Source organism: Bradyrhizobium sp. CCGB12 (genome assembly GCF_024199845.1).
GTDB lineage: Bacteria > Pseudomonadota > Alphaproteobacteria > Rhizobiales > Xanthobacteraceae > Bradyrhizobium.
This window is the reverse complement of sequence record NZ_JANADO010000001.1, coordinates 8,927,770-8,944,191: the sequence shown is the minus strand read 5'-3', so window position 1 is coordinate 8,944,191 and position 16,422 is coordinate 8,927,770. Positions and strand designations below refer to the sequence as shown.

Genomic DNA, 16,422 nt, shown 5'->3' with positions numbered 1-16,422 from the left:
ACCATCTTTGGCGCATTTTCCATGCATGCGGGACGCGGCCGCGCGCGGTCGCGATCACCGAGGCGTCCCGGGCAAGAGGGCTTCACGCTCGTCGAGATGCTGGTGGTGATTGCGATCATCGGCCTCATCATGGGGCTGATCGGGCCACGTGTTCTCAACTATCTGAGCGAGTCCAAGGTCAAGACGGCGCGCATTCAGTTGCAGAGTTTCTCCAGCGCGCTCGACCTGTTCTATCTCGATGCCGGTCGGTTCCCGTCCACGGCGGAGGGCCTTGCCGCGCTGGTCCGGCGCACGCCGGGGGTCGCGGCCTGGAACGGCCCGTATCTGAAGGGCGGCAACGTCCCGAGCGATCCCTGGAACCACACCTATCTCTATCGCGCGCCCGGCGAGCACGGACCTTATGACATCGTCTCCTACGGCGCCGACGGACAGGAGGGCGGCAGCGGCACTTCGGCCGACATCTCGCTCGAGAAGACGACCGCCGCCAGGGATGAATGACTGAAATGACCGACGCCACGCAGCACGGCTTCTCCCTGCTCGAGATGGTGTGCGTGCTCGCCATCATCGCGCTGATGGCCGCCGTGCTGCTGCCGTTCATTCCACATCAGACGTCGCGATCGCGGTTGCAGGCCTATGCGTTGCAGGCCGCGACGCTGCTGAAGGCGGATCGCAACGCCGCCATTGAGCGCAGCACCAGCGTTGCGACGCTGGTCGACGCGGCGAGCCGCGTGATCCACTCGGGCTCCTCGCGCACGACGCTGCGGATTCCCGACGACGTCCGGTTCGATGCCGTCCTGCCGCAAAGCTGCCAGCGCCAGGCTGCGCACTCGACCATTCGTTTCTTCGCCAATGGCGGTTCCTGCGGCGGCTCCATCGCGCTGACGCGGCTCGAGGCGGGGTACGAGGTCCGCGTCAACTGGCTCACCGGAAGGGTTGAAATCATTGCGCGCGACATCGCCGCCAACTAGCCACGCTGAAGCGGGCTTCACGATCATCGAGGTGCTGGTCGCGCTCGCGCTGGTGGCTGTCTCGATCGTCGCGATCGGCGCCGTCATGGGCGGCAAGACGCGCGGGGTGCGGACCCTGGAGCAGCACGTCGCGCTGATGCAGGCGGCGCGCACCTTGATGACGGTCGGCATTCCGCCGCGCGCGCAATTGCGGTCGGGTACGTCGACGGGACAGGCCGAAGGCTATCGCTGGACCATCGACGTCAGTGCGCTCGGCGGTGACTGGACCGTGCCCGAGGGTAACGCGCCCTGGGCCCCCGAGCTGGTCAGGATTCGCGTCAAATCGCCGGGCGGCGCGTTGTCCGACATCCGCACCGTGCGCCTGATGCCGAGGTCTCCTGAATGATCCAGGCAAGGACAGACTTGCGAGCGCACGAACGCGGCTTCACGCTGATCGAGACCATCGTCGCGCTGGTGCTGATGGGACTCTTGCTGTCGGCGCTCGCCAGCATCACGGCGCAATGGTTGCCGAGCTGGAACAGAGGCCTCGACCGGATCCAGCGCAGCGAGCTGATCGGGATTGCGCTGGAGCGGATCGGCGCCGATCTCGCGGCGGCGGAATTCGTCGCCCCCAATCGCGACACCCGCCGGCCGCTGTTCGATGGATCCGAGCTGTCCGTGATGTTCGTGCGAACCTCGGTGGGACCGAACGCCGGGCCCGGGCTCGACGTGGTGCGCCTCGGCGAAACCAGAGATGGCGGCGAATTCGTCACGGTTCGCACGCAGACGCGTTTCACGCCGCTCGCCGACGGCCTGTCGCTGACCGAGCAGGTGCATCTCGGCAGCCCGGTCGTGCTGCTGCGTGCGCCCTATCGCTTGTCCTTCGCCTATGCCGGGCCTGACAGGATCTGGAAGAGCGCCTGGAAGGATGCCGACAAATTGCCGGCGATGATCCGCCTGACGGTGCGCGACGCTGCGAGCCAGCGCGTCCTGTCGGTCTCGACCATCGCGCCTGTCCATGTCCAGATTCCCGGTGACTGTACCAAGCCGGACGGCAATTGCAGCGACAAGCGCAATTCCGAAGGCGCCACCGACCAGGGCAAGACGTGATGGACGCCACCGGCAACATCGGCCGATCGCCGAACAACCGCGGCTTCGTCATCGTCGCGGTGCTCTGGATCCTGATGGCACTGGCGTCATTGGCGATCATCTTTTCGGCCTATCTCGCCGCCTCGGCGCGGGCGCTGGCGGCGAGCGACATGTCCTTGCAGACCGAGGCGCTGGTATCGGCCGGCGTCGAACTCGCGGCCTACCGGCTGACGCTGACCGACGAGAAGACAAGGCCGCCCCGCGGCGCGTTTCATTTCGGCCTCGACGAGGCCAATGTCGCCGTGACGTTCACCTCGGAGGCCGGCCGCCTCGACCTGAACTACGCGTCAAAGGAGATGCTGACCGGCCTCTTCGCCGTGCTCGGCGCCAACAAGGGCGCAGCCGCCGAATACGCAGATCGGATCATCGGCTGGCGAACCCGGCCGACGCCAGGCAGCGAGAACGTGGAAGCAGCGCGCTACAATCCGCTCGGCTACTCGCCAAGGCAGGGCCTGTTCACCCACGTCAATGAGCTGGGGCTGGTCGCGGGCATTCCTGCTGCCCTGTTCGATCGCGCCCTGCTCTTCGTTACGGTGTTCAACGGCACGCCCGACATCGATCCGGCCATCGCTTCGCCGGAACTCTTGGCGGCAATGGGCAAGACACCGGGGACCGCGCAGGGCGGATTAGCGGCGCTGTCGGCGTCGCCAAACGGCGCCGCTGGCGCGCCCAGCCCGCAAAGCGCGGCATCGACAGCGCAAAGTCCCTGTTACCGGATCGCGATATCGATCCAATTCCGTAACGGCCGCCGTACCACGTCCGAGGCCGTGATCGCACTCGGAGACAAGGTCGAACCCTATCGCGTGTTGTCCTGGCAAGACGATGTCGAGCCGCGCAATACGGTGCTGCTTCGCGGGAGGGGTTGATGGCACTACTTGCCGAGGCACGACAATGGTTCGAGCAATGGATCGGCGCGGTCGCGACCGCCATTGATGGCGTTGCGGGCCGGTTCATGCAGCGGCGCAGCATCACGCTTGACGAGAATGCGGACGGCTCATTCACTGCACACCTTGAAGCGTCGCGGGCCGGATCGCACCCGGCTCCGCTGTCGTTTCGAGCCGAGCGCGATGCGCCGCCGCCAATGCTGCCGGCGGATTGGAAAGCAGCCTTGGACGGAAGCCGCATCGAGATGCGGCTGCAGCCGGATCACGTGGTCAGTCGCCTGCTCGATTTCCCCGGCCAGGCTGCCGATTTCCTCGACGGCATGATCCGCGCACAGGTCGACCGATTGACGCCGTGGAGCGCTGCTGACGCCGTCTTCGGCTGGGCTTCGCCGCAGTCTGTCGCCAATGATCGCATCGAGGTTGCGTTCAGTGCGACCTCGGCGGCCAAGGTGGATCCCCTGATCCGACTGGCGAAGACGTTCGGCTGCGCCTCCGTCGTCGTCTCGGTGCCAGCCATCGGCAGTGACGGCACCCCGCTACGCGTGACATTGCTCGATCGAAAGCTGCGCGGCCTTGCCGGTTCAAATGTTTCCCGTCTCCTGCGCATTGGCCTCGCCGCGACGGCGGCCGCGGCCGCGGCATGCCTGCTGCTGAACATCTATCTCGGCGGCGAGCTGCAATCGGAACAGGATGATTTACAGAATCGCATCGCGCAGCGCCGCGCGGCGCTGCGCCTCGACGCCAACAGTGATTCATCCGGGCTCGGCCTGCTGGCCAAGCGCAAGCAAACGACGCCTTCGAGCGTCATGGTTCTGGAAGCCCTCTCGCGCGTCCTGCCCGATACGACCTATGTGACGGAACTCCGCATCGAGGGACCCAAGGTGCAGGTGGTTGGATTGACCCAGGACGCGCCATCGCTCATCCGGCTGATGGAGCAGTCACCGCAATTCACCCGCGCCACTTTCTTCGCGCCGACGACGCGCGCGGCGAACGAAACCGCGGAGCGGTTCCACGTCGAGGCCAATATCACCGCCTATTTTGGATCCGGCTCATGAGCGCAGCATCCCGGTCGCTGGCTGCGGTCAGCACATCGCCATTGGTTGCAACCGCGAGCTATCTCGGTCTTGTCGTGTTGCTGCTGCTTGTCGTGATATCGTCGCTGTCCGATCTTGCCGGGCAGCGCAGCGATGTTGCGGCATCGGCCGCCATGCTCGCGCAATTGGAGGGGCGAACGAAGGCCAATACGGCGCCCGGCAAGCCGGTCATGCCGACCGGCTCGGCCTATCTCGAGGGCGCAACTGTCACCGTTGCCGGCGCCACCTTGCTCCAGCGTGTATCGGGCGCGGTCGCCAAATCGGGCGGCAAGGTGCTGTCGACCCAGCTTGACGTCCCCACCATCCCGGCCAAGGCCGGCTTCATCAGCATGGTCGCGAGCTGCGAGATCGAGCAGACACAATTGCAACAGGTGCTTTACGATCTCGAGGCCGGCATGCCGTTCTTGTTCATTGACCAATTGGTCGTGCAGCCTGTCGCCGACGATACCGCCAGGCAGGTCGATCCAGGCAAGCTGCGCGTGCTACTCGGTGTCTCCGGACAATGGCGAGGGACCAAGTGATGTGGCGCTTTGCAGCGATCATTGTCTGCGCGGTCTCGGCTCAAGCCGCATGGGCTGCCGTTCCCGACGGTGCCGCGGATGCACTCGATGCCGGGACGCTCGACGATACCCGGCTCGGCGGGCCGGTACTGTCGTCGCCGCCACCATCTGAGCCCGTGACATCGGTTCGGGTGGCGCCGTCGCCGGCGCCAGCGCCAAGGCCGCTCAGCGCAAATCCGCTATGGGGCATTCCGCTCAAAGCGCTGTCCAACACGCGCGATCGTCCCGTGTTCTCGCCATCGCGCCGACCTCCGCCGGCCGTCGTCGCGGAACCCGCGGAGAGCAAGCCACCGCCACCGCGCAAGGCCGAGCTCGAACCGCCACCGCTGTCGCTCGTCGGCACGATCGCGGGCGGCGATGAAAGCTTCGGAATCTTTCTCGATCAATCAACCAAAGCCGCACTGCGATTGAAGATCGGCGACGATTTTCAAGGGTGGAAACTCCGCACCATCAGCGGACGCGAAGTGACGATGGAGAAGGACGAGCAAGGGGCACTGCTCACGCTGCCACGCCCCGGGAGCGAGGATAGCGGCGATATTCGCCTCATTCCGATCAGCGCAGAGAAGAAGCCCTTGGCTGCGCGGCACGAGAAGTGATTGCGATTCCGGTCGAAATGCCGATTTTAGGTCAGGCCAAGCCAGTTCTGAAGGGCCGGCGTCGCGAGAAGGCCGAGCGCGAGGAAGGGGCCGAACGGGATCGACGTCTGACGCTTCATCTCGTGGCCTGCGAGTTGCAGGCCGCCCGCGACGCCAAGTGCCGCGACCGCAGCAATCAGCAGCAGCGTTGGCACGCCGGCGACGCCAACCCAGATCGTGGCCGCGGCAAGAAACTTGACGTCGCCAAGTCCCAACCCGTCCACATGTCGTAACCTGAAGTAAAGACGCTGCAATAGCCGGAACAGGACACCAACGAGAAAGGCGGTCGCCACCGCGCTAGGAGCGGCAGCTGCGCCGTCTGTGACGACTATATTGGCAAGACCGAGGGCTGCGATCGCAAGATTGAGCCAATCGGGAATGATGCCGTGGCGAAGATCGATCAGGGCGACAGCGCAGCAGAGCACGCAAAGCGCGCCGTAAGACCCGAGAAAATAAAGAGCTTCGTAGCCTATCTGCATCGTGACGTGACGGGAGTGACGCGTGTGGACGCCGTGTCGCAAATAATCCGCGCTGGGGAGCAGATTTGAATCGATCAATCGTAGCGGAGTAAGTTTGCAGGATTGTGATCGTCGACGATGGTGTCGAAATAGAAAGATGCGACAAAACGTCCGTGCTGTCACAAATCCGCATAGGATACCGACAATAGTTCGCCGCACTACGCGCCATGAGCCCTTCATGGCGGATGAGTGGGTTGGACAATGTACAAGATGCGAGTGGCGACGTGCCTTCTGTTGGCGGCGTTGGCCGGAGCGCGTGACGCGCATGCCGGCGCTCTCGAGGACGGAGCCGAAAGCTATCGGCCGTATCTGATCGAGGGCGTCGCCAGTGCGCTGGCGGGCGCGCGCGCCTTGCGGGAGCGCGCCGCAGCTGCAGATTTGCCCGGCGCCAAGAAGGCCTGGTTGTCGGCGCGTGCGGGCTGGGAACGCTCCGAAGTGTTCACCGCCGGCTTCGTCCCCGAACTCGATGCGCAGATCGACGCCTGGCCGAACGCGGACAGCGGGTTCCACGCGATCGAGGCAAAATTGTTCGGAGCAGGCAACACGGATGTCGCCGCCGATGCGGCAGGTCTCGTACAGCATCTGGACGATCTGCACGGCAAGCTCAAGGACATCAAGCTCACGTCCCAAGGCCTGCTGGATGGCACGGTGCGGCTCGCCTACGAAGTCGGGGAGAGCAAGGCCGATGGCGGCGAGTCACGCATCAGCGGAACCTCGCTCGACGATATGCGCAACAACATCGCTGGCATCGATTTCGCGTATCACACGATTTTCTCCGCCGCGCTCAATACGGTGGACGGCAAGCTCGACGAGATGGTGTCGAACCGGATCGAGCAGCTCGAGGCAATCGTCGCAACGCCAGATCTGCCACACGTCGATATTGCGGACCTGCGCCAGACCAGTGAGGAGCTGGTCGTGGCATTGCAGGGGGCTTCGGCCAAGCTCGGCCTGCAGCGCCCGACGCTGGAGGCCCAGGCACGATGACATCGCTTTACCTGCGTCCAGTCGCGCTGTTTTCGGGGCTTGCGGTCCTTGCGCTGTTCGGCCAGGCGGTGGCCTTCCCCGTCGACGGCGACAAGACCGTTCTGCCTGTTTCAACCGAACTGAACGAGGATGCACTCGACAAGCCACGCGAGGTGTTCCAATCCGAGCGCACCGGCAGCAAGTCGTACCTCGTGAATCTTGGCGATCTCGCTTTCAATTCACCGGGACTGCTCGGCCCGGTGGCACGGCAGGGCGGGGTGAGCTGCGGCACTTGTCACGTCAACGGAGCCAACAACTCGAAATTCTTCATGCCGAAGATGTCGAGCCGGCCCGGCACGTTCGACACCACCGGCCCGCTGTTCAATCCGAAGGCCAACAATCTGGCGTTCGACCCCGTCAGGATTCCGAGCCTGCGCGGCGCGCGCTATCTTGCGCCCTATGGCGCCGATGGACGGTTCGCCTCGCTGCGCGACTTCGTCCACAACGTCATCACCAACGAGTTCGCCGGACCGGAGCCCTCCCCGGCAACGCTCAACGCGATCGTCGCCTATATCCAGGACATCGACTTCCTGCCCAATCCGAGCCTCGGTCCTGCGGGACGTCTGGCAGGCAAGATCAGCGAAGCGGAGCGCCGCGGCGAAGCGCTGTTCTCCAAGCCGTTCCCGCACGATCCGTCGCTGAGCTGCGCGGGCTGTCATGTTCCATCGTCAGGCTTCGTCGATCATCAGCAGCACGACATCGGCTCCGGCGGCCTGTTCAAGACCCCGACCCTGCGCAATGCGGACTTCAACGCGCCGTATTTTCACGACGGCCGCTTCGACGATTTCAATCAGGTCGTCGATTATTTCGACCGGAATTTCCAGCTCGGCCTCTCCGCACAGGACAAGGGCGACCTCGTCGCCTATCTGACTGCGGTCGGCGACGGCACACAGCCCTATGAGCGCGACGGCGCCGGCGCGACTCTGAAAGAGATCAACGACTTCTCTTCCGTGCTCGCGATTGCCGTTCCCGCCGGCGACAAGGACACGGTCGCCCTCGCGGTCGACACGATCGGCCGCGAGCTGCGCGAGTTGACCGAGCAATATCCCGACCGGAAGAACACCAGCGTGTCGGGTGGCGAACAGCAGCGGGTGCTCGCGCGCAACAGCCTCAAGGAACTCGTTCTCACGCTACGGCGAATCGATATGGCCGTTGCAGCAGGACGCAACGCCGACGCGGCCACCGAACTCAGGAACTATCGCTATCTGATGGCCGCCGCAGTGCCCGCGCTGCTCGCCAGCGCCGAACCGTGGTCGCTCTTCAACCAGGACGTCCACGATCAGCACTATGCCGCACTTCGACAGGTGATGCAGTCAAAGCACGTTTCGCATTGATTATGCTGCGCGGAACCGCGTTTGCGATTCTCGTGGTCGCTTGAAATTGCTGAAGACCCTTTGCCGTCGCTCGCGGATTCATTGAATCGCGGAGATGCGATTCTCGTTGCGTGTGTCTCCACAGAAATTCTCGGAACGTTTCGAAATTTCTTTCGGGCATTCATCGCAACGAAAAGCATGCGTCATATTGTCTCACTAAGCAGGTCTGTGTTGCTAACCGCAAACATCCTGAGGTCGACAATGACTTTCAATTACAAGAAGCACTGGCGAACCAGCACCGCGATCTGCCTCGCATCCACGGTGCTCGTCGCAACTGCTGCCTACGCCGCTCACTATCCGGGCGGTCACAGCCCGTGGGACAAGCGCTCACACCACAACAACAAATCGCACGACGAAGGCCGGAACGAACATCACGGCGATCATGGTGACAAGGATCACGGCGACAAGGTGAAGACCGCCTCGCCGATCAAGCACGTCATCATCCTGATCGGTGAAAACCGCGGCCTCGATCACACCTTCGGTATCTACAAGCCGAAGGGCAAGGGACAGACGATCTCCAACTTGCTGTCGAAGGGCATCGTCAACGAGGACGGAACGCCGGGCCCGAACTTCGCCCAGGCGCAGCAATATTCGGTCGCGGGCCAGCCGTCGTTCTATATCGGCGCGCCGACGATCGGAAAGTCGCCCTACAACGCGACCAACAAGATGCCGCAGCCGAACACCAACGGCACGCCGACCGCGCAGAGCGACACCGGCGCCCCGTTCAAGACGATCGCCGAAGCCAGTGTCGAAAAGGATATGGATCCGAGCGATCTCGACATCCTCACGACCGGCTTCAGCGGCTTGCCGACCGGTGTGCTCGACACCCGCGTTCCCGGCGCCGGCAGCCTGACCGGCCCCTTCCAGCTGCAGGGTGAGCAGATCAGCGACGACGACTACACCGGCGACTCGACCCATCGCTTCTATCAGGATTGGCAGCAGGACGACTGCAGCGCCGCCAATGCCACGAAGAAGAACAATTCGGGCTGCCTGAACGACCTGTTCCCGTTCGTGATGGCGACCTACTCGGCGTCCAACAAGAGCGCGGCCAACTCGATGGGCTTTTATAATGCCCAGCAGGGTCAGGCCCCGGTCCTCAAGATGCTCGCCGACCGCTTCACGCTGAGCGACAACTTCCACCAGTCGTTCCACGGCGGCACCGGCGCGAACCACTTCATGCTCGGTACCGGCGACGCAGCTTTCTGGAGCGACGGCAAGGGCAACACGGCCACGCCGCCGGCCAGCGCGATCGCCAACCCGAACCCGGTCGCGGGTACGGTCAACCGCTACACCGTCGATGGCAATTGGAGCAACTGCTCCGATGTGTTCCAGCCCGGCGTGAAGCCGATCGTGACCTATCTCAACAATCTGCCGTACGCGGCCGAGCCGAACTGCAAGCCCAACCACTATTACATGCTCAACAACGTCAATCCGGGCTATCTCCCGAACGGCGCGTTGTCGGGCGGCAGCAACGTTCCTCCGTCGTCGGTCCGCACGATCGGCGATGCGCTCATGGAGAAGAACATCTCCTGGGCGTTCTATGGTGGTGCGTATAACGACGCCGTGACGCTCTCGAACGCTGCGGTTGCGGCCAATCCGACCAACCCGAACCTCACCGCTGCCGCGGTTGCCGATCCGGCACACGCGCTCGGTATCGCCTACTGCCAGATCTGCAATCCGTTCCAGTATGCGACCTCGATTATGGCGAACCCGACCGTGCGTCAGGCTCACATGAAGGACACGTCCGATCTGATCACGGCGATCGAGAACAACACCCTGCCCGCGGTGTCGCTCGGCAAGCCGGACGGTCTGCTCGACGGTCATCCGCAGAGCTCGAAGGTTGACCTGTTCGAGGCCTATACCCTGAACGTGCTCAACGCGCTGGACAACAATCCGGAACTGAAGGCCGAGACCGCGGTGTTCATCACCTGGGACGAGGCCGGCGGTTACTGGGACTCGGGCTACATCCAGTCGATCGACTTCTTCGGCGACGGACCGCGCATCCCGACCCTGATCCTCTCGCCCTACTCGACGGGCGGCAAGGTCAACCACAACTACGCCGACCACGTTTCGCTGCTGAAGTTCATCGAACGCAACTGGGCTCTCCAGCCGCTCACGAACCGCAGCCGCGACAACCTGCCGAACCCGACCTACTCGAAGAACAACGAGTACGTCCCGACCAACAGCCCCGCATTGTCTGACATGTTCGACGCGTTTGACTTCAGCAAGGCGGTCACGCTGTCCTACACCGAGTGATCGATCTCTCGTCCAGCACGAGACATTGATCGCCCTGATGCCGGCGCCGGCCGAACCCATAGTTCGGTCGGCGTTGTCCTGTCCGCCATGAAGCAACCCGGGAATATGTCCATGAAGATCGATGCACAGGTCTCGCCGGTTAGCAGGCTCCTCAAAGCCTCCCTGCTCGCCGCCACGCTCCTGGCAGCGACGGCGGGATCGCTCGAGGCGCAGCAATTTTCTGCTGATCTTGTTGCCAGAAAGGACGAGACGACGACTGCACTGGGACGCTTGCGTGTCTCGGACGGAAAGGAGCGGTTAGAGGCAGCCGCGCTGCCCGATGGCTTCTTCCTGATCGACATGGCGGGGCCTGCGGCCTATTTCGTCCGCCCCGGCGCGCGCGTTTTCATGGACGCGAAGCAATCGAGCCCCCTGACGGGGATGCTCGTTCCGGTCGATCCGAACGATCCCTGCCGGCAATGGCTGGCGATGGCGCAGCTATCCGCACCGACTGATCTTCCGACATGGCACTGCCAGCGCGAGAGCGAGGAGACGATCGCGGGGCGAGCAATGTACGTTTACCGGGTCGCGACACCATCCGGCTCCACCTTTCTCGCTTGGGTCGACCGCGAGCGCAGATTCCCGGTCCGGATCAAGACGGAGGACGGCACGATAATCACCGCCGATCGCATCCGCGACGAACCCCAGCCGGCGCAAGCGTTCGAGATTCCCGCCGGCATCGGCAAATTCGATCCGCAAGCGCTGATCCGCCGGATCAAGCAGAGCGACGTGTGGGTCGCGCAGCCGGACTCGGAGTGAGCCCGGCGCAAGCGTTCCGCGTCACTGCGGCTGCTGGCCTGCCGCCGGCAGCAACCGGACTTCCACTCCATCGTCGATGCGAACGGCATGCCGACCAGCACGCCGCTCTATACGCCGACCACCACCGTGAAGGATGCGCAGCTCACCGCCAAGTGCAACCAGACCGGCCTGCCGACGGGCCTTGCCTGCGGCGACTATGCGGTCAACACGACGCAGCCGTTCTATCAGCCTTATTCTCCAGGCACCGCTGATATCAAGCGCCTGCCGCCACTGCACACGCCGAACATCGGCGATCGTCTGTCGGCCAAGCGCGTTGATTGGGCGTGGTATTCGGGCGGCTGGTCGAACGTCAATGGCGATGTCGGCGCATCCGGCTGGACCAACGGCAACGGCACCACCTGCACCGATCCGAACCATCTCACTACGGCGGTCTTCCCGAACTGCCCCGACGTGGACTTCCAGTTCCATCACCAGGCGCTCAACTACTTTGCGACCTACGCACCGGGAACGCAGGCCCGCAAGGACCATCTGAAGGATGAGGCTGAGTTCATCCAGGCCGCCAGGAACGGCCGGCTGAAGCAGGTCAGCTTCATCAAGCCGGTCGGCGAGGAGAACGAGCATCCCGGCTACACCAGCGAATCCGAGGGCAGCCAGCACCTCGTCGATCTCATCAAGGCGATCGTCGAAGGACCTGATGGCAAGGATACGCTGATCGTCATCACCTATGACGAGTTCGGCGGTCAGTGGGATCACGTTCCTCCGCCGCCGCACAACCGTCACGGTGCCGAAGCCCTTGCTGCGGATCAGTGGGGTCCGGGCACCCGGGTCCCGGCGCTGCTGATCTCCAGGCGTTTCGACAAATCGGGTGTCGCCCATGAGGATTTCGACACGACGTCGATTCTCAGGCTGCTCGAAAAGCGGTTCGATCTCGATCCGCTGGTGACGCGCCGGGTTCGCAGCCTCTCTGCCGCGCTCAAGGCCGGCGAAGGCGGCTGGCACTGACAAGAAAGGGCTCTGGCCCGCGTCAACACCTGATGCGGGCCAGATGGCCGCTTGCGTGCCGCAATTTTCATGGTTGTTACGTGCTAGCGAGACAGCAGGCATGGCTTCTCCTCCCCGCGGCGCATTTCGCCCGAGCTTTGCTTGATCTCTCCACCCTCGAAGCCAAGAGGGCGCAGGGAAAGCCGGGTGCCGGCTGGCACCCACGGTCCGCTGCGCGAAGATGTAGCGCAAAAAGACCGCACAGCAGCATACAGGTGTAGCCAATCACTCGGCCTTCCCTGCGCGATGGTCGGACGGCGTATGCCGTGCTCTCCCGGGAGCCGAATTCCTTCTGGCCTCCCTCGCCCCGGCGGAAGTCGCCAGCACCGCGCCGGTTGACGCGATTGCCGCATCCGCAAGAGCTTGACCGTAGCAACGACGGCCAGGACCACACGGTTTTGCCGTACGCACGGCTCGCCATTTCGCCGCAGTCTTCCCGGCCCTGTCGACGGAGCCGGAAACTTACAGACGAGACGAACCTGACAGCGCCGTTCGTCCGCGCGAAGCCATGGGGCTCACGGAGAGCAATCCGCCCCGCCCTTGGCTGCTCGCGCCCGACGCTGCTGCGTCCACCGCAAGCCCGGCCCTGCGATCACCACGACAATGACCGCCCCTCAAGGGTGAGCCGGGATGAAGCGACAGATACGCCATTTCCGAATTTCGGTAAAGTGGAATATTTTTGTGGGGAGGGGTTGACGGGGTGGCGGGGTGTGTTGCCCGACGGGCGACAGTGATCGGCTGCTCGCACCAGAGCGTGCCGTCGTTGTCGAACATGGCGATGCGCCCGGCGGGCGGGAACGAAGTCCGTCCCACCATCGCAGGTAACGCGCGCGACAAAATCGGCGATCGCCGATTTCGCCGCGCCGTCGTTCCAGGATGACAATGGATCGCCCGGCTGCGCCACCGCAACCGCCGTGGTCGCGAGACCCACATAGTGGTGCAGTGAGCCGAGCCACCATTGCAGCGATCCCTTCCCTGCTCTCCCGCTATTGCGGCTTCAAGCGTTCAAGCTCATTGAGCCGCTTCAAAGCCGCCTGCTGCCGCAGCAGCCCGTAATTGATGCCGCTCGCGTTCAGCGAGCTGCCTTCCTGATAGGGGAACTGGTCGAAGTCGGAAAAGAACTCCTTGATCTTTCCCTGTACGGGCACGATCAGCCACATGTTCCGGGCGAGGAAATCGATCGCTCCCCCTCCATCCTCCATGCCGCGTTCGTAAGGATCCATGCGCAGATTTGCGATGAGCGACCAAGCCGGGACTTCGCGGGTCGCGGTCGCGATGTTGCCCTTGGACGCCGTCGCAAAGCTCAGCTTCCAGTCGTTCCACCTGATCGCATTGAGGTTGCCACCCTGGTCGAAATAGTAGATCGCATCGCGCGGCGGCTCCTTGGCCTCTCCCTTGAAGAACGGCATGAAGTTGTAGCCGTCGAGATGAACCCTGAAGCTCTTGCCGCCGGCGCCCGCGAAGCCGGACTTCATCTTCTCCTTGATGTCCGGGATTCCGGCGGCGGCACAAAGCGTCGGGAACCAGTCGATCAGCGAGATGATCTCGTTGTATTGCGTGCCCGGCTTCACGACGCCCGGCCACCGCACCATCATCGGGATGCGCATGCCGCCTTCCCAGGTAGTGCCTTTCTCGCCGTGGAAGGGCGTCTGGGCGCCGTCCGGCCACAGGGCAAGCTCGGCACCGTTGTCCGTGGTGTAGAGGACGATGGTGTTGTCGGCGATGCCGAGATCGTCGAGCTGTTGAAGCAATTCGCCGACCATGCCGTCGTGCTCGGCCATGCCGTCGGCATGAATACCCTTGCCGGTCTTGCCGAGCGACGACGGCTTCAGATGCGTGAAGACGTGCATCCGCGTCGCATTGAACCAGACAAAGAACGGCCGGTTGGCCCTCGCCTGACGCCCGATAAAATCCTTGGCGCCGCCCAGAAACTCCTCATCGACCGTCGGCATGCGTGCCGTGTTGAGCGGGCCAGTGTCCTCGATCTTGCCATCGGCGGACGCCTTGAGCACGCCGCGCGGGCCGTACTGCTTCCGGAAGTTCGGATCCTTCGGATAGAAATAGCCTTCCGGCTCTTCCTCCGCGTTGAGGTGATAGAGATTGCCGAAGAATTCGTCGAAGCCGTGCTTGGTCGGCAGATGCTCGTCGCGGTCACCGAGATGGTTCTTGCCGAACTGCCCGGTGGCGTAGCCTTGGGTCTTGAGGACATCCGCGATCGTCGGCATCCAGTCCTGGATGCCGTGGGGATCGCCGGGCATGCCGATGGTGAGAAGACCAGTCCGGAACGGCTCCTGGCCGAGAATGAAGGAGGCGCGACCCGCGGTGCAGCTCTGCTGGCCATAGGAATCGGTGAAGATCGCGCCTTCGCGCGCGATCCGGTCGATGTTGGGCGTGCGATAACCCATCATGCCCATGGTGTAGGCGCTGATCTGGGGAATGCCGATATCGTCGCCGAAGATGACGAGGATGTTGGGCTTGCGGCCACTGGCGGGAGCAGCAGCGGGCGCTGCCGAAGGCGCCGCCTTCTGGGCCTGCGCCAGCGCCTGCGATGTCAGCGCGGCCGCGGCAACGATCGACGATGTGCCCAGCAACACGGCCCGGCGGTGAATGGCTGAATTATCGCTGCTGTTGGAATCGGTCGCGGCATTGCCCGCTGACTTCGTCTCGTTGGTCATTCGACGCTCCCTGATCTACGTGTTTATTGGTTAGCGCTGGTGATATCGAGTTTCGATCGTCCGTTCCGTCTGAATTGGCTCCTTGTGTTCAGCTTATCTGGCGGGCTTTCTGTTCTCATGCGCAGTGACGTGCGAAGTCCCGGCCGGATTCAAATATTGGGGCAGGCCCGCCACGTCGCGCGGCGTGGCACGCGGACGCAGGCTACGGCGAGCGGCGGTTACATGTCGCAACAGGTCACCTGAGGACCATCCCGCCGAGCCGCGCCGGCCCGCGAACAATTGTCTCTCCAGCGCGCCGAGTTGTCGGGTAAGCTCCGGATCGCGTGCCGCGGCCTTGAAGTCCCGCGCGGTGACCGTGTCGATGCGCGGGAGCCATTGTAGCAGGGCGAAATACGATCCCTTGGCGTCGCGACGGCGGATCGCGTGACGCAACTCGTGGAAGGCAAACGCCTCCGACCGAAGATGCGCCTCGCGGCGCCGACGAAGATCGGTGGCGGCGCGACGAGCCAAACGAGGCGTAAACCAGGCCAGCACGGAGATAAGAGCCGTCAGCAGAAGTGCGGCTCGCCAGTGGTCGATGATAAAATCGAAAGCTCTATCCCACGCCCATCCCCGAGGTTGGCCGGTTGAAGGGGCCGACCCTGCTGCGGCTGCAATTCCCTTGAGTGGCACGGCGTCAAGACGGACCTGCGCGATCTTGCCACTCTCGACATTCCACCAGTCGATGGCGATGGCCGGCAACTCATAGTCGCCCGCCCGCTCCAACATGTAGGTTGCGGAGTCGATGCGGGTCGACGTCATGACGTCGGTGCGTCCGTCGACCTTGTCCTCAAGCTTCGGCTGCACCGGATAGAGCCTCAAGCCGTCGATGGCGGGGAATTGCTGAGGGGGCAGCAGCATCGCCGGCGTCCCCTCGGCCCTGATCGTGATCGTCCGGGTCACGGCATCACCGGCCTTGAGCGGCTCGGCCGAACGCTTGATGTCCTGCTCGACGGTCAGGCTGCTGGCCGATACGAACGGGCTAAGCGTACTTGCCGCGTCCGGAATGAACGCCTCGAATGAAACCGGCGGCAGCGCTACGGTCACGTCGCGCGTCGCGGGTGGTTCGGCCGCAAATTTGATCCTGACGCTCTGGCCGACGACGGCGTAGGAGCCTGGCTCCTGCGGCGAGATCGCGTATTCGAAGCGTACGCCGGCATAGGACACACCGTCGCGCTGCTCGCTGGTGTTGACGCTCTGCAACTGCCGCGTCACCGCGTTGCTTACCTGGAAGTCGGGCAATTCGGGCGGCGACGTCATGTAGTTCGGCGCCAGGGCCAGGATACTCAGCGTGGTCTGCTGTCCGACCACGATTCGCGGCGGGCTGATCGTCACCTGCACGATCGGGTCCGGCGTCACAGCCTGTTGCGCACGCGCATCCGGCGACTGGAGCGCACAGCCGAGCAGCACCGCGATAGAGCCCATCCAAA

Annotated in this window: 16 protein-coding genes; 13 read left to right on the top strand and 3 right to left on the bottom strand. The window is 63.7% G+C overall.

The genetic code is table 11. The annotated features are described in order from the left end of the window. Positions 1–21: 21 nt before the first annotated feature. The 8 genes from gspG to NLM27_RS41050 are packed head-to-tail and all read left to right on the top strand — an operon-like array spanning position 22 to position 5,230. Positions 22–498: a type II secretion system major pseudopilin GspG gene (gene gspG / locus NLM27_RS41085; RefSeq protein WP_254149054.1), complete on the top strand. Its 477-nt coding sequence runs from the start codon at positions 22–24 to the stop codon at positions 496–498. 5 nt (positions 499–503) lie between these two features. Then, on the top strand, positions 504–968 hold the full coding sequence (locus NLM27_RS41080) for a type II secretion system protein (protein WP_254148681.1): 465 nt from the start codon (positions 504–506) through the stop codon (positions 966–968). Then, the gene (locus tag NLM27_RS41075) at positions 943–1,353 is read left to right on the top strand and encodes a prepilin-type N-terminal cleavage/methylation domain-containing protein (RefSeq protein WP_254148680.1); all 411 of its coding nucleotides are present in this window, start codon (positions 943–945) and stop codon (positions 1,351–1,353) included. Before NLM27_RS41080 ends, NLM27_RS41075 begins: the two co-directional genes overlap by 26 nt. Beyond that, positions 1,350–2,057, top strand: coding sequence for a type II secretion system protein J (locus NLM27_RS41070; protein WP_375142307.1), 708 nt, complete (start codon positions 1,350–1,352; stop codon positions 2,055–2,057). Before NLM27_RS41075 ends, NLM27_RS41070 begins: the two co-directional genes overlap by 4 nt. Continuing rightward, complete coding sequence (locus tag NLM27_RS41065) at positions 2,057–2,962, top strand: general secretion pathway protein GspK (RefSeq protein WP_254149053.1); 906 nt, start codon at positions 2,057–2,059, stop codon at positions 2,960–2,962. The genes NLM27_RS41070 and NLM27_RS41065 overlap by 1 nt, the downstream gene beginning before the upstream one ends. Further along, positions 2,962–4,035: a PilN domain-containing protein gene (locus NLM27_RS41060; protein ID WP_254148678.1), complete on the top strand. Its 1,074-nt coding sequence runs from the start codon at positions 2,962–2,964 to the stop codon at positions 4,033–4,035. Before NLM27_RS41065 ends, NLM27_RS41060 begins: the two co-directional genes overlap by 1 nt. Continuing rightward, on the top strand, positions 4,032–4,595 hold the full coding sequence (gene gspM / locus NLM27_RS41055; RefSeq protein ID WP_254148677.1) for a type II secretion system protein GspM: 564 nt from the start codon (positions 4,032–4,034) through the stop codon (positions 4,593–4,595). Before NLM27_RS41060 ends, gspM begins: the two co-directional genes overlap by 4 nt. Beyond that, positions 4,595–5,230, top strand: a complete 636-nt coding sequence (locus tag NLM27_RS41050; protein ID WP_254148676.1) for a hypothetical protein — start codon at positions 4,595–4,597, stop codon at positions 5,228–5,230. Before gspM ends, NLM27_RS41050 begins: the two co-directional genes overlap by 1 nt. A 26-nt stretch (positions 5,231–5,256) precedes the next feature. On the opposite strand, the gene NLM27_RS41045 is transcribed toward NLM27_RS41050, so the two are convergent. Beyond that, positions 5,257–5,748: an A24 family peptidase gene (locus NLM27_RS41045; RefSeq protein WP_254148675.1), complete on the bottom strand. Its 492-nt coding sequence runs from the start codon at positions 5,746–5,748 to the stop codon at positions 5,257–5,259. Positions 5,749–6,138: 390 nt separating this feature from the next. On the opposite strand from NLM27_RS41045, the gene NLM27_RS41040 reads away from it, so the two are divergent. The 5 genes from NLM27_RS41040 to NLM27_RS41020 all read left to right on the top strand — a co-directional run bounded on the left by NLM27_RS41040 (position 6,139) and on the right by NLM27_RS41020 (position 12,239). After that, positions 6,139–6,771, top strand: a complete 633-nt coding sequence (locus NLM27_RS41040) for an EfeM/EfeO family lipoprotein (protein ID WP_254148674.1) — start codon at positions 6,139–6,141, stop codon at positions 6,769–6,771. Next, positions 6,768–8,144: a cytochrome c peroxidase gene (locus NLM27_RS41035; RefSeq protein WP_254148673.1), complete on the top strand. Its 1,377-nt coding sequence runs from the start codon at positions 6,768–6,770 to the stop codon at positions 8,142–8,144. The genes NLM27_RS41040 and NLM27_RS41035 overlap by 4 nt, the downstream gene beginning before the upstream one ends. Before the next feature lie 240 nt (positions 8,145–8,384). After that, positions 8,385–10,439: an alkaline phosphatase family protein gene (locus NLM27_RS41030; protein WP_254148672.1), complete on the top strand. Its 2,055-nt coding sequence runs from the start codon at positions 8,385–8,387 to the stop codon at positions 10,437–10,439. A 111-nt stretch (positions 10,440–10,550) separates the two neighbouring features. Next, positions 10,551–11,237 carry a hypothetical protein gene (locus tag NLM27_RS41025; protein WP_254148671.1) on the top strand — a complete coding sequence of 229 codons (687 nt, stop codon included), beginning with the start codon at positions 10,551–10,553 and terminating at the stop codon, positions 11,235–11,237. An 87-nt stretch (positions 11,238–11,324) separates the two neighbouring features. After that, positions 11,325–12,239: an alkaline phosphatase family protein gene (locus NLM27_RS41020; protein WP_254148670.1), complete on the top strand. Its 915-nt coding sequence runs from the start codon at positions 11,325–11,327 to the stop codon at positions 12,237–12,239. A 1,025-nt stretch (positions 12,240–13,264) separates the two neighbouring features. Here the strand turns inward: NLM27_RS41020 and NLM27_RS41010 are convergent. After that, positions 13,265–14,953, bottom strand: a complete 1,689-nt coding sequence (locus tag NLM27_RS41010; RefSeq protein WP_254148669.1) for an arylsulfatase — start codon at positions 14,951–14,953, stop codon at positions 13,265–13,267. A 93-nt stretch (positions 14,954–15,046) separates the two neighbouring features. Beyond that, positions 15,047–16,417: a BatD family protein gene (locus NLM27_RS41005; RefSeq protein WP_254148668.1), complete on the bottom strand. Its 1,371-nt coding sequence runs from the start codon at positions 16,415–16,417 to the stop codon at positions 15,047–15,049. Between the last annotated feature and the right edge of the window lie 5 nt (positions 16,418–16,422).